The 13,513-nt window shown below is 49.8% G+C and carries 14 protein-coding genes; all 14 read left to right on the forward strand.

Annotated features, from left to right (window positions below):
- Nucleotides 1–16: 16 nt before the first annotated feature.
- Nucleotides 17–511, forward strand: a complete 495-nt coding sequence (locus B0I18_RS00805; RefSeq protein ID WP_106520750.1) for an NADH-quinone oxidoreductase subunit NuoE family protein — start codon at nucleotides 17–19, stop codon at nucleotides 509–511.
- Between the two features lie 12 nt (nucleotides 512–523).
- Nucleotides 524–1,231 (forward strand): DNA alkylation repair protein, encoded by a 708-nt coding sequence (locus B0I18_RS00810; RefSeq protein ID WP_106520751.1) that lies wholly within the window; start codon nucleotides 524–526, stop codon nucleotides 1,229–1,231.
- Nucleotides 1,225–2,082, forward strand: coding sequence for a nuclear transport factor 2 family protein (locus B0I18_RS00815; RefSeq protein WP_106520752.1), 858 nt, complete (start codon nucleotides 1,225–1,227; stop codon nucleotides 2,080–2,082). The genes B0I18_RS00810 and B0I18_RS00815 overlap by 7 nt, the downstream gene beginning before the upstream one ends.
- Nucleotides 2,083–2,152: 70 nt before the next feature.
- Nucleotides 2,153–3,499 carry an NADH-quinone oxidoreductase subunit NuoF gene (gene nuoF / locus B0I18_RS00820; RefSeq protein ID WP_106520753.1) on the forward strand — a complete coding sequence of 449 codons (1,347 nt, stop codon included), beginning with the start codon at nucleotides 2,153–2,155 and terminating at the stop codon, nucleotides 3,497–3,499.
- A gap of 110 nt (nucleotides 3,500–3,609) precedes the next feature.
- The gene (locus B0I18_RS00825) at nucleotides 3,610–4,695 is read left to right on the forward strand and encodes an NADH-quinone oxidoreductase subunit G (protein ID WP_106520754.1); all 1,086 of its coding nucleotides are present in this window, start codon (nucleotides 3,610–3,612) and stop codon (nucleotides 4,693–4,695) included.
- Between the two features lie 80 nt (nucleotides 4,696–4,775).
- Complete coding sequence (gene nuoH / locus B0I18_RS00830; RefSeq protein WP_181358282.1) at nucleotides 4,776–5,858, forward strand: NADH-quinone oxidoreductase subunit NuoH; 1,083 nt, start codon at nucleotides 4,776–4,778, stop codon at nucleotides 5,856–5,858.
- Nucleotides 5,859–5,897: 39 nt separating this feature from the next.
- Nucleotides 5,898–6,419 carry an NADH-quinone oxidoreductase subunit NuoI gene (nuoI, locus tag B0I18_RS00835; RefSeq protein ID WP_106520755.1) on the forward strand — a complete coding sequence of 174 codons (522 nt, stop codon included), beginning with the start codon at nucleotides 5,898–5,900 and terminating at the stop codon, nucleotides 6,417–6,419.
- A gap of 84 nt (nucleotides 6,420–6,503) precedes the next feature.
- Complete coding sequence (locus B0I18_RS00840; RefSeq protein WP_106520756.1) at nucleotides 6,504–7,022, forward strand: NADH-quinone oxidoreductase subunit J family protein; 519 nt, start codon at nucleotides 6,504–6,506, stop codon at nucleotides 7,020–7,022.
- A 29-nt stretch (nucleotides 7,023–7,051) separates the two neighbouring features.
- The gene (gene nuoK / locus B0I18_RS00845; protein ID WP_106520757.1) at nucleotides 7,052–7,351 is read left to right on the forward strand and encodes an NADH-quinone oxidoreductase subunit NuoK; all 300 of its coding nucleotides are present in this window, start codon (nucleotides 7,052–7,054) and stop codon (nucleotides 7,349–7,351) included.
- Between the two features lie 18 nt (nucleotides 7,352–7,369).
- Nucleotides 7,370–7,654, forward strand: coding sequence for a hypothetical protein (locus B0I18_RS00850; RefSeq protein ID WP_106520758.1), 285 nt, complete (start codon nucleotides 7,370–7,372; stop codon nucleotides 7,652–7,654).
- A 72-nt stretch (nucleotides 7,655–7,726) separates the two neighbouring features.
- Nucleotides 7,727–9,616: an NADH-quinone oxidoreductase subunit L gene (gene nuoL, locus B0I18_RS00855; RefSeq protein ID WP_106520759.1), complete on the forward strand. Its 1,890-nt coding sequence runs from the start codon at nucleotides 7,727–7,729 to the stop codon at nucleotides 9,614–9,616.
- 1 nt (nucleotide 9,617) lies between these two features.
- On the forward strand, nucleotides 9,618–10,553 hold the full coding sequence (locus tag B0I18_RS00860; protein ID WP_106520760.1) for an energy transducer TonB: 936 nt from the start codon (nucleotides 9,618–9,620) through the stop codon (nucleotides 10,551–10,553).
- A 59-nt stretch (nucleotides 10,554–10,612) separates the two neighbouring features.
- Complete coding sequence (locus B0I18_RS00865; RefSeq protein WP_106520761.1) at nucleotides 10,613–12,028, forward strand: complex I subunit 4 family protein; 1,416 nt, start codon at nucleotides 10,613–10,615, stop codon at nucleotides 12,026–12,028.
- 56 nt (nucleotides 12,029–12,084) lie between these two features.
- Nucleotides 12,085–13,467, forward strand: coding sequence for an NADH-quinone oxidoreductase subunit N (locus B0I18_RS00870; protein WP_106520762.1), 1,383 nt, complete (start codon nucleotides 12,085–12,087; stop codon nucleotides 13,465–13,467).
- Nucleotides 13,468–13,513: the final 46 nt, after the last annotated feature.

Below are 13,513 nucleotides of genomic sequence, written 5' to 3' on the forward strand. Positions count from 1 at the left end.
TTTTAGCTTTTGATATATGATACAGTTTTCTGAGGAAAAATTTAAAAAAGCACAGGAGATCATCGCCCGTTACCCGGAAGGGAAACAGAAAAGCGCATTGATCCCCCTGCTGCACCTTGCACAGGAAGAGTTTGGCGGATGGCTGGATGTGCCGGTAATGGACTATGTGGCCGGCCTGTTGCATATTTTACCGATCGAGGTATACGAGGTGGCTACCTTCTATACCATGTTCAACATGAAACCTGTAGGTAAATATGTACTGGAAGTTTGCCAGACAGGCCCCTGCATGTTACGCGGCAGCGACCAGATCATTGATCATATCAAAAACAAACTGGGTATTAAAGCCGGCGAAACAACAGCCGACGGCCTCTTTACCCTTAAACCCGCAGAATGCCTCGGCGCCTGCGGTTATGCCCCGATGATGCAGTTGGGCAAACATTTCAAGGAGCACCTGACCACAGAAAAGGTAGATACCATACTGGACGAATTAAGGGCTGCCGCTAAAAACTAAACCTTACAACGTATGACCCTGCAGGAAGTAATGTCGGCACTGGAGCAAATGGGTACGGAACAAACCCGTAAAACATGGCGCAACCACGGTGCACAGGGCCCGGTCTTCGGCGTGAAGATCGGCGATATGAAGGTCATACAAAAGAAGATAAAACATAACCATGCGCTTGCGCTGGAACTGTACCAAACAGGAAATGGCGATGCCATGTACTTTGCAGGACTGATCAGCGAGCCCGCCAGGATGACGAAAGCAGAACTCCGGGATTGGGCCAAAAAAGCCAACTGGTCGATGCTCAGCGAATATACCGTAGCCTGGACCGCAGCAGAAAGCAATTTCGGAAGGGAACTGGCCATGGCCTGGATCGGGTCGAAAGAGGAGCATGTACAGGCAGCAGGATGGAATACCTACAGCAGCCTGCTGATGCTGAAAAAAGACGAAGAGCTGGACCTGGTTGAAATCGAAGCTCTGCTGGAACAAATTAAAACCAGCATACACAGCCAGGCCGAACGTACCAAGTATACGATGAACGGCTTTATTATCGCTGTAGGCGGCCAGGTAGCCAGCCTCGCAGCTAAAGCCAAAGCAGTAGCGGCTGCCATAGGTACCGTATCGGTAAACATGGGCGGAACGGCCTGTAAAGTGCCGGATGCCATCCCTTATATCGAGAAGATCGAAGCGATGGGTAAAGTGGGTAAAAAGAAAAAGACAGTATTTTGCTGAAACAGCATACCATACGATTCGCCAAAGCCGCGCTGTTGCTGTGTTGTATTACCGGGAACAAGGTGGCTACGGCACAATCGGGAAAAGAAGTTCTTGAAACAGGTTTTTACCAAACGGCGGAGCACAGCAACTACCGGTTTAAAGTGCCGGAGACAACAGATTCGATCTATATCGATACTGCAGCCATCTGCCTGAGCAGCGATTTCCGGGAGGTGCGCAATGTGGTTGAAGAATACGGCCACCAGCCTGCGATACAGATCCGGTTGACGGAAGCGGCCACAAAGCGTTTTGCGGAGGCCAGCAAACGGAATATCGGCAAACGGATCGCGATCATCGCCGGTGGACGCATACTGTCGGCGCCGGTGGTGCAGAGCGAGATCCCGGGCGGCGAACTGACCCTTACCGGCGGCTTTACACTCGAAGAAACCCGGGCTATTGCCGAACGGATGCAGCAAGAGGTGTTCCCCCGGAATAGCAGGGTGGGCAAACTGATGCAGGCTTTGGCCAGTTTTGACCAGGCCTTGCTCCAAAAGGATACCGTTAAGCTCAACGTATTGCTCACAGAGTATTTCAAGATGATACACTCGAATGGCTTTACTGAAACTAAGAAAGAATTGCTGCTGCATATGCGGCAGGGATTTTTGAAATACGATAAGATCGAGCAGTTGAACGCAGCTACCTTCAGGTTCGACGAGGAACTGGGTTATGTGAAACGCAAACTGTTGGTAACCGGATCGTTTAACGGCAAAGCTTTCAGCGTAAAACTGGATGTGTCGGAAGATTGGACCTGGGATTATAAAAAGGAACAGTGGCAGATGAAAGGGCGGCAAGCCGTCAAACAACAGGAATAACAAGACAGGACAACCTGTTTGTATCATAAAAAAACAGAGTGTACCCAAGCGGTACTGGAAATAGGATAGCATGAAACTATTATTAGAAAACGCGCATATCGAAGGAATCAGGTATTACGAAGCCTACCGTAAACACGGCGGTTACCGCAGTGTGGAAAAGGCTTTGAAAATGACGCCTGATGAAATTGTGGAAGAAGTGAAAAAGAGCGGCCTGCGTGGTCGCGGTGGCGCCGGTTTCCCTACCGGCATGAAATGGAGCTTCCTGGCCAAACCCGAAGGTGTGCCCCGCCACCTGGTATGTAACGCCGACGAATCGGAGCCCGGTACGTTTAAAGACCGCTACCTGATGGAGTTCCTGCCCCACCTGCTCATCGAAGGCCTGATCGTGTCTTCCTTTGCACTGGGTTCTAATGCAACCTATATCTATATCCGCGGCGAATATGCCTGGATCCCCGATATACTGGAACAGGCTATAGCCGAAGCAAAAAACAATGGCTGGCTGGGTAAGAATATCCAGAACAGCGGTTTCGATTGCGAGATCTATGTACAACGCGGCGGCGGCGCCTATATCTGCGGCGAAGAGACGGCGCTGATCGAATCGCTGGAAGGTAAAAGGGGCAATCCCCGTATCAAACCGCCCTTCCCGGCCATTGCCGGTTTGTGGATGCGCCCTACCGTGGTCAACAATGTAGAGACCCTGGCAGCCGTAGTGCCGATTATCAATATGGGTGGCGAGGAATATGGCAAGCTCGGCGTAGGCCGTTCTACCGGTACCAAGCTGATGTCGGCTTGTGGCAACCTCAACAAACCCGGCGTATACGAAATCCCCTTCGACCTTACAGTTGAAGAATTTATATTCAGCGATGAGTACTGTGGTGGTATTCCCAACGGTAAAAGGCTCAAAGCCTGTATCCCGGGCGGCTCTTCCGTACCCATCCTGCCTACCAACCTGTTGCTGAAAGATTCCAAGGGGGAGGCCCGCCAGATGAATTACGAAAGTCTTTCGGAAGGCGGTTTTGCCACCGGCACCATGCTGGGTTCCGGCGGTTTTATCGTGCTGGACGAAGACCAGTGCGTGGTACGGCATACCATGTCGCTGGCCCGCTTCTATAATCACGAAAGCTGCGGACAATGTTCGCCTTGCCGCGAGGGTACGGGCTGGATGTATAAGATTCTTAAAAACATCGAATACGGTAAAGGCCGGAAAGAAGACATCGACCTGCTCTGGGATATCCAGCGCCGGATCGAAGGCAATACCATCTGCCCGCTGGGCGATGCGGCTGCATGGCCGGTAGCGGCTGCGATCCGTCACTTCAGGGACGAATTCGAATGGCATATCGATCACGCCGAAGAAGCACAGACCCGTAATTTTGGACTGGCGCATTACGCTGATCCGTTGCCGGTGGTTACTGCGTAGGTAAAATGAAGTATACCAGTTGCAGCAAATAGATTCAACAAGTTAAGTTTTCCGCAGCGACGCTGCGAGACAATAATCAAGATTAGCGTTGCCGTATTAAAGAGATAAAGATGGCTGATAATATTAAAGTAACCATTGATAATATAACGATAGACGTTGCCCCCGGCACTACTATCCTGGAGGCCGCCCGCCAGATCGGCGGCGAAGTAGCGCCTCCGACTATGTGTTATTACAGCAAACTGAAAGGCAGCGGCGGTAAATGCCGTACCTGCCTGGTAGAGGTGAGCAAAGGTTCGGAAAAAGATCCGAGGCCTATGCCGAAGCTGGTAGCCAGCTGCCGTACCGGCGTTATGGACGGTATGGAAGTAAAGAGCATGACATCGGATAAGGTGATCGACGCCCGTAAAGGTGTTACCGAATTCCTGCTGCTCAACCACCCGCTCGATTGCCCCGTATGCGACCAGGCCGGCGAATGCCACCTGCAGGACCTGAGCTACGAAAACGGCAGTGCCGATACACGCTTCGAATTCGAGCGCCGCACCTTCGAACCCGAAGATATCGGCCCGAACATCCAGCTGCATATGAACCGTTGTATCATGTGCTTCCGCTGCGTATTTACCGCCGACCAGCTCACCAATACCCGCGAACACGGTATCCTCGACCGCGGCGATCATGCCCGTATCAGTACCTGCATCAGCAAAGCCCTGGACAACGAGTTTATCGGCAACGTGATCGACGTATGCCCGGTAGGCGCCTTAACCGACAAAACATTCCGCTTTAAGAACAGGGTATGGTTTACCAAACCGGTAGACGCCCACCGCGATTGCCCTACCTGCTCCGGTAAAGCCCGCTTGTGGATGCGTGGCGAAGAGGTATTCCGCGTTACTGCCCGTAAGGACGAATGGGGTGAAGTAGAAGAATGGATCTGTAATACCTGCCGTTTCGAAACCAAAGATGCCAAAGACTGGGTAGTAGAAGGACCAACGAAAGTAAACCGCCACAGCGTAATCTCTCAGGGGCATTATGCCGGCAAAGTGGGTACGGCCAAACAACCGGTACTGATCGACAAGGTAATCGGCAAACAACCGAAACTGACCTTCGATATCCATTCCGAAAGCGAGGTGAATAAACCTAATATACATTTAAGCCAGATCGAAGGGCCAGCCCATTCGGACGACTTTAATACCCCGGGATAAGCCCGGAGGTATGCTGCCGCCTGAATTTAATAGGAAACGGCAGACCATAAAATTTATATTCTTTTTACATTTGCGCCATCATGCTTTTATTATCAATTGACTGGATATTTATTATCGAAAAAGTGGCCCTGATCCTCGTGATCATCCTGGCCTCTTTCGGCATTGCCGCCTATGCAACCTGGGGCGAGCGTAAAGTCGCTGCCATTATGCAGGACAGGATCGGCCCGGCCCGCGCCGGTATATTCGGCCTGCTGCAGCCCCTGGCCGACGGTGGTAAGCTGTTCTTTAAAGAAGAGATCGTACCCGACCGTTCTACCAAAACCTTATTTATCCTCGGACCCGCCCTGTTTATGATCACGGCATTGATGACCAGTGCCGTAATTCCCTGGGGCCCCGATTTTACCATCAGCACCGATAGCGGCATCCGTACCGTATCCCTGCAGGTAGCCGATATCAATATCGGTATCCTCTACATCTTCGGCGTAGTGAGCCTGGGTATCTACGGCGTTATGCTGGGTGGCTGGTCTTCCAACAATAAATTCTCCCTGTTAAGCGCCATCCGTGCGGCTTCCCAGTCCATCTCCTACGAGCTGGCTATGGGGCTTAGCCTGATTGCGGTACTGATGCTTACCGGTTCTTTAAGCCTCCGCGACATCGTATCCCAGCAGCATGGCTTCTGGCAGGACGGTTATTTCAGCTGGAACTTTTTCAAACAACCGGTTGCCTTCCTGGTATTCCTGGTGTGTACGTTTGCCGAACTGAACCGTGCCCCATTCGATATGCCCGAGTGCGAAAGCGAACTGAACATGGGTTACCACCAGGAGTATTCCTCCATGAAGCTGGGCCTGTACCTTTTTGCCGAGTATATCAATATGTTTATCAGCTCTGCCGTACTGTCTACCGTATTCTTTGGCGGCTATAACTTCCCCTGGATGGACCAGGTAGCCAGCGCCGTACCTTCCGGCCTGTTCTCCCTGATCTGTGTGAGTGTACTGATGATCAAAGTGATCGGGTTTATCCTGTTCTTTATGTTTATCCGCTGGACCCTGCCGCGTTTCCGTTATGACCAGCTGCTGAACCTGGGCTGGAAGGGACTGATTCCTCTGGCCCTGCTGAACCTGGTGATTACCGGTGGTGTGATTTTATTCTTCTTTAATAAATAAGTTTTAAATAGTCCTGCTGCAGGACAAGGAGTGTGCATTATGCAATTAACAAAAAGAGCCGTTAACGTAGACAGGAGCCCAATGACACTGGGCGAAAAGATCTATCTGCCGGCTATCGCCAAGGGATTAAAAATTACCATGGGCCACATCTTCAAGAAGAAGGCCACTGTAAGCTACCCGGAACAAACCCGTCCGTTCAGCCCGGTATTCCGTGGCCTGCATGTACTGAACCGCGACGAGCAGGGCCGGGAAAAATGTACCGCCTGCGGACTTTGCGCCCTGGCCTGTCCTGCCGAAGCTATTACTATGGAAGCGGCCGAACGTAAAAAAGGCGAAGAGCACCTGTACCGCGAAGAAAAATATGCCGCCCGTTACGAGATCAATATGCTGCGTTGTATTTTCTGCGGTTATTGCGAGGAAGCTTGTCCGAAAGATGCCGTATACCTGAGCGAGACCATTATGCCCTCCAATTACAGTCGCGACTATTTTATCTATAAGAAAGAAGACCTGCTGATTACCGAGGAGCAAATGAAAAAACGTGCAGCGACCGGTAAAGGCTAAGGCTTTTACCCGATCAACCGATTTTAATTAAAAACAAAGCTTTACGAAGTCATTCAATAAACATCTCTTCCGGGATATCCGTTTATGCATCTACACGAAATACTCTTCTGGTTTTTATCCTTTATGGCCATCGTTTGCGCGCTGGGTGTTATCCTCAGCCGCAACCCGGTAAAAAGCGTATTATTCCTGATCGCTACTTTCTTTTCCATTTCTGGGCACTATGTATTGATGAACGCCCAGTTCCTGGCCGTAGTCAATATCATCGTTTACGCAGGCGCCATTATGGTACTGTTCCTGTTCGTGATCATGCTCATGAATCTCAACGCCGATGCCGAACCGCAAAAGAGCCGGTTGGTGCAGATGGCGGCGGTGCTGAGCGGCGGCGCGCTTTTCCTGGTGATCATTGCGGCCTTACGTACCGTAGACCTGAATAATAAAGCCATGATTACCAGCGAGGGCGACCTTGGCCTGATCCACAACCTGGGCATGGTGCTGTTTAAAGAATATGTACTGCCCTTCGAGTTGAGCAGTGTGCTGTTCCTCGCCGCCATGGTCGGCGCGATGGTAATTGGTAAAAAAGAAGAAGTGATCCAGAATCCATAAGTTATTACTCACGTAAAAAAGTACAAGCTGTGCCTATACAATATTATTTATTCCTGAGTCTTGCCCTGTTCTCCATCGGGATCATGGGGGTGCTGATGCGCCGTAATGCGATCATCGTATTTATGTGCATCGAGCTGATGTTGAATGCCGTGAACCTGCTGATGGTTGCCTTCAGTAAAATGTATGGCAATGCCGATGCCCAGATCTTTGTATTCTTTATTATGGTGGTTGCCGCGGCAGAGGTTGCCGTGGGCTTGGCCATCATCGTCATGATGTACCGTAAGGTGCATTCGGTAGATATTAATATCCTGAACAGGTTAAAACACTAAACAAAAATTATACGGGGTATGAAGTTTGAATTTGAGGTAGGCGCTAAAGAAAAACATACCGTATCCTTTCGTTTCAATAAGTTCTGGGGTGGTCTTAAAATCAAAGTAGATGGAGAGACGAAGGTTTCTGATTTCAGAATGTATTCCCCCGGGCTGGTCGAAACGTACAGGCTTATAGTAGGTGTTCAGGAAAGTTATGAGGTCAGGATAGATAAAATCAGGCCGCAGTTTTTTGCTGGGTTTCGATCCAACGAATACAAGGTCTACCTTAATGACATGCTTTACAAGTCGTATAAAGATTAATTACTAAAATACTAACCATACGAATTACCTGGTATCAATAATATATAAAGTCCGTTCGGACTCATCTGGTTTATGAAAGATTTAGTTTACTTAGTTCCGTTGTTCCCGCTTATTGGCTTTTTAATTAACGGCTTGTTCTGGAAGTCGATGCCCAAAAAGGTATCCGGTGTCCTGGCAAGCGCCGCCATGCTGGCATCCTTTGCCGTTTCGCTGGGTATCTTTTTCGAGATCAAAGGCAACCCGGCAGCAGCGGGCGTCGTACACCTGTTCGATTTTATTAAGTCCGGAACCGTAAATATTCCTTTCGCCTTCCAGGTCGATGCCCTGTCGTCCCTGTTCCTGCTGATCATTACCGGCGTGGGCTTCCTGATCCATGTGTATTCTACCTCGTATATGCACGACGATCCGGGCTTTACTAAATACTTTGCTTACCTCAACTTCTTCGTATTTGCGATGCTGCTGCTCGTACTGGGCGCCAACTATGTGATTATGTTCATAGGCTGGGAAGGCGTGGGCCTTGCCTCTTACCTGCTGATCGGCTTCTGGTACAAACGCCGCGACTATACCAATGCCTCCAAGAAAGCCTTTATCATGAACCGTATCGGTGATCTGGGTTTCCTGGTAGGTATGTTCCTCACCCTGTATCATTTCGGTACCGCCAGTTATGGCGAACTGTTCCCGCAACTGGCTCATGGTATGCCGGCCAATATTTCTTCCGGTACCATGAATGCTATTGCCATCTGTTTCTTTATCGGTGCGATGGGTAAGAGTGCCCAAATCCCGCTGTACACCTGGCTGCCCGATGCGATGGCCGGTCCGACACCGGTATCGGCCCTGATCCACGCAGCTACCATGGTTACCGCCGGTATCTATATGATCGCCCGCAGCAGTGCAGTGTACAACCTCGCGCCTGTAGCCCAGAACCTGGTAGCCATTATCGGCCTGGCCACCGCCCTGTTTGCCGCTACCATCGCCTTAAAACAATACGATATCAAGAAAGTACTGGCCTACTCTACCGTAAGCCAGCTGGGTTATATGTTCCTGGCCCTGGGCGTAGGCTCTTATACCGGCGCTGTGTTCCACGTTATGACGCACGCCTTCTTCAAAGCCCTGTTGTTCCTGGGTTCCGGTTCGGTAATCCATGCCATGGGCGGCGAACAGGACCTGCGTAAAATGGGCGGCCTGGGTAAATACATGCGTATTACACAGATCACCTTCTTATTGGGTTGCCTGGCTATTGCCGGTATCCCGGGCTTCTCCGGCTTCTTCTCCAAAGATGAGATCCTGGCCGCAGCCTATTCCAGGAACCCGGTATTCTATTACCTGGGCCTGGCCGGCGCACTCATGACTGCCTTTTACATGTTCCGTTTATACTTCTTCACCTTTACCGGCAGCTTCCGCGGTACGCACGAGCAGGAACATCACCTGCACGAAAGCCCGGCAGCGATGACCCTGCCGCTCATCGTCCTGGCGATCCTGTCTGTAGTGGGTGGTTATATCGGTCTGCCCGAAGTATTCAGCGAGCACCATATGCTGGGCGAATACCTGGCGCCGGTGGTACAGAATTTTGACGTACACCACCTGAGCCACGAAACCGAGTGGATGCTGATGGGTATATCCGTTACCCTGATCGTGATCATGATCGTGATGGCTGCGGTAATGTGTAAAAAACCGAACTTTAAAGAGAATACCGGTATCGCTAAAGTACTGGAAAATAAATGGTACGTAGACGAGTTGTATGACAATGCCATAGTGAAACCCTTGAAAGGCCTGGCCTGCCTGCTGGATAAATATGCGGAACGCAGTGGTATAGACGGCATCGTAAACGGCGTAGGCCGCCTGGTAAACTGGGGTAGCGGCCGTTTGCGCCTGCTGCAGAACGGACAGGTAGGAACCTATATCTTTGCGATGGTAGTGGGTGTGATCCTGCTTTTTGTAGTGGGCTTATTCCTGGCGGTGTAAGATGAGAAAAGTTTTTTTATTGTCTTTTTTGCTCATCAATGGTGTTGCATTTGGACAAAGAGATACGGTTAAAACATTCTATGACTATGCATTGAGACCAGTAACAGAAGCCAATGCGCGGTCCTACAAACTGGTTTATAAAAAAGGCGAACGCTGGGTAGCAGACGAATACCTGGTCAAAGGTAAAATTTTGATCAAAAGCATCAGTTACTCCGTATTGGATTCGGTAAGAGATGGGAATTTCACCTCTTACTACAAAAACGGTAACGTAGAACAAGAGGGAATCTATTCCGCCAATATAAAAACCGGGCCATGGCGTTACTGGACCGAGAACGGCAAACTGGAGTCCGAAGTCAATTATTTGAGCAACCTGGATACGATCGTTAAGGTGATGAGGGAAGATAGTATTGTGAGACGACTGGTGATCGAAACGGCTTGGCAATACCAAAGGAAGAACTATGAAGGTATAAAGGACGGTATATGCAAATGGTATCACCCCAATGGAGTACAGAGTTCGGAAGAGTTCTATAAACACGGTAAAATTGTGCATGCGCGGTACTGGAACGAAAAGAAGATAGAAGAAACTTTTCCATTAGTTGATTTTTACGATGACAACGACCGGAGTTTCTATTACAACGGCGACTTAAATGAGTTCTTACGGCAATCGATCGTTTATCCAAAGAAGGCCTTGGAACAACAGCTTGAGGGTAATGTCAGGATTAAATTTAACATCGATAAAGAAGGAAAAATAGGAGGGCTATACGTGACTTATGCCACAGACAATATATTTAAAGACGAAGCAGTCAGGGTATTAAAACTGACAAGCGGATCATGGTATTTAAGATTGAATCATAACAGGTGGTGGGACAAACGATGGAGTTCCGGTGATACCAAATTTTTCACAACAATTCCATTCAATCTGCCAGTTCAACAATAATGGACAGGGCTGAACGCCATGATCCAGATAACATATAAACACACAGTTCAATTATAAAAATGTTACTATTACTTTTAGTTTTAATCCCGTTTTTATCAGGCATTATCAGCTTTTTCTTCCGCAGCGAATCGGTTAAAGGATGGGCATTGTTCAGCACCTTGGTTACCCTGGCCGTAGCGGCTGTGGCTACCGGCGCCGTACAAAACACATCGCTGGCCTATAAGCTCCCCTGGATCGCCTCGCTCGGCGCCAATTTCCACCTCTATGGCAATGGCATGAGCATTATGCTGGCCTTGCTTACCGCCATCGTATTCCCGGTGATCTTTATCGCACAGTGGAACAAACCGCTGCCCGAAATGGGACGCTTTACCGGTTTGATGCTGATGGCCCAGGCCGGCCTTATGGGCGTATTCCTGGCGCATGACCTGTTGTTGTTCTACTTCTTCTGGGAGCTGGCCCTGATCCCCGTTTACTTCCTGTGCTCTACCTGGGGCGGGGAAAAAAGGATCCCGGTTACCTTCAAATTCTTTGTTTATACCTTCCTCGGTAGCTTAATGATGCTGGCCGGTGTAATCTACCTGTACCTGCAAACACCGACCCGCAGCTTTGATTATGATATGATCCGCCAGACCGGCGCTGCCCTGGGTGCATTCCCGCAGCAGGTACTGTTCTGCGCTTTCTTTATTGCCTTCGCGATCAAAATGCCGATCTTCCCCTTCCATACCTGGCAGCCCGATACCTACGAACAATCGGCCACACCGGTTACGATCGTACTAAGCGCCCTGATGGTTAAGATGGGCCTGTTTGCCACGGTAAAATGGCTGGTACCCGTATTGCCCGCCGGTGTAGCCTACTGGTCGGATACGGTTATGATCCTCTCGCTGATCGGCATTATCTACGCTTCGCTGCTGGCTATGGTACAGAGCGATATCAAACGCCTGATCGCCTATTCTTCTATTGCCCACATCGGCCTGATGAGCCTCGGCATCTTTGCCAATACAGAGATCGCCACAAATGGCCTTATGGTACAGATGTTCAACCACGGTATCAATATTACCGGTATGTGGCTGATCGTTTCGATGATCGAGCAGCGTTATAATACCCGTAACCTGCGGGAATTGGGCGGCATGGCCGGTTCGGCGCCTTCTATGGCGATCGCCCTGGTGATCATTGCCTTTGCCAATATCGCCTTACCGCTTACCAATGGCTTTATCGGGGAGTTCATGCTGTTCCACGGCATCTTCCAGAGCGAGAATCCCAACCATATCCTGTACATGGTCATTGCCGGCCTGGGTGTGATCCTGGGTGCGGTATATACCCTCAACATGGTTCAGAAAGTAGCTTACGGCGAAGCCAAAACGGTTGCCGTAATTAAAGATATCAGCAAAAACGAACTGCTCGGACTGGTCATTATCATTGCCCTGATCATTATCCTCGGTGTTTATCCGAAACCCCTGCTGGGACTGATCAACTAAATTTTTAAGCGTAACAATAGCTTTCGCATTTTATATTATATTATTCAGATTATTGCATGAAACCACTTATAGCATCCGCATTATTCGGCATTATTATGATGTTTGCCGCGTTATCGGTAAAAGAAAAGAAATCCTTTACGATCATGGCAGCCCTGTTCATGGCAGGCCTCACCGCGTTCAATATCGCTGAGTTAATTGCCCTGATCAACGGAGGTACGCCTGTGCCGTTATTCAACGGCATGATCCGTTACGATTCTTTTTCTGTGTGGTTCAATACCCTGATGTCGGGTGTAGGCCTGCTCTACATCCTGCTTTGCGGCAGGAATATCGAACGTGTGGGCCAGCATGTGGGCGAATATTATGCCTTGCTGTTCTTCATCTTCTGCGGGGTCAACCTGCTCTCTTCCTTCAGCAACCTGCTTATCCTGTTCCTGGGTATCGAGATTCTTTCCATCCCGCAATATATCCTTGCAGGCAGCGACAAGCGTAACCTTAAAAGCAGCGAGGCCTCCCTCAAGTATTTCCTGATGGGCTCGTTCTCTACCGGTATCCTGCTTATGGGTATCGCCCTGCTGTACGGTGCTATGGGTAGCTTCGACATCACGAAATTCAACTTCATGCAAAGCGGCGTAAACCCTATGGCACTGGCAGGCATCCTGTTCCTGATCGTTGCCTTCGGCTTCAAGGTTTCTGCTGCACCCATGCATTTCTGGACACCGGATGTATACGATGGTGCACCTACGCCATTCACCGCACTTATGGCTACTATCGTAAAGGCTGCCGTTTTCGTTGCGTTCCTGCGCCTCTTTATGGAAGCATTCGGCGGTATTAACGCGCATTGGAGCCTGGTACTGTCTATCGTTACAGCGCTTACTTTATTTATTGGTAATATCACCGCGGTATTCCAGCAGAGCGTAAAAAGAATGCTCTCCTACTCTTCGATCGCGCAGGCCGGCTTTATGCTGTTTGCCGTACTGTCGATCAATGCTACCGGCATGAAGGGTATCATTATTTATTCCGTTGCCTACAGCGTAGCCACCATCGGCATCTTTGCCGTACTGATGAAGCTGAAAGATTATACCTACGACGGCTTTAACGGCCTGGCTAAAAAAGAGCCGGTGCTGGCCTTCGCCGCCACCGTGTTCCTGCTTTCGCTTGCCGGCATCCCGCTTACAGCCGGCTTCTTTGCCAAGTACTATGTACTTACCGCCGTGCTCGAACAAGGCACGGGTTCCCTGTGGCTGGTAATCTTCGCCCTGGTTATGGCGGCAATCAGCGTATTCTACTACTTCAAGGTGATCATGGCCATGTATTTCAAGAAAGGAGATACCGAGCTGGCAACAGAGATCACGGCTACCGACAAACTCATACTGGGCATTGCCTGCGCCATCGTGATCGTGATCGGTGTAGCCCCGGATATGCTGCTGGCCTGGCTGTAGTATTTACAGGACGGTATAGCAGTTTTGATTATCTTTACCCGGTTAA

It is taken from the genome of Taibaiella chishuiensis, assembly GCF_003014535.1.
In the GTDB taxonomy this organism is placed as follows: domain Bacteria; phylum Bacteroidota; class Bacteroidia; order Chitinophagales; family Chitinophagaceae; genus Taibaiella; species Taibaiella chishuiensis.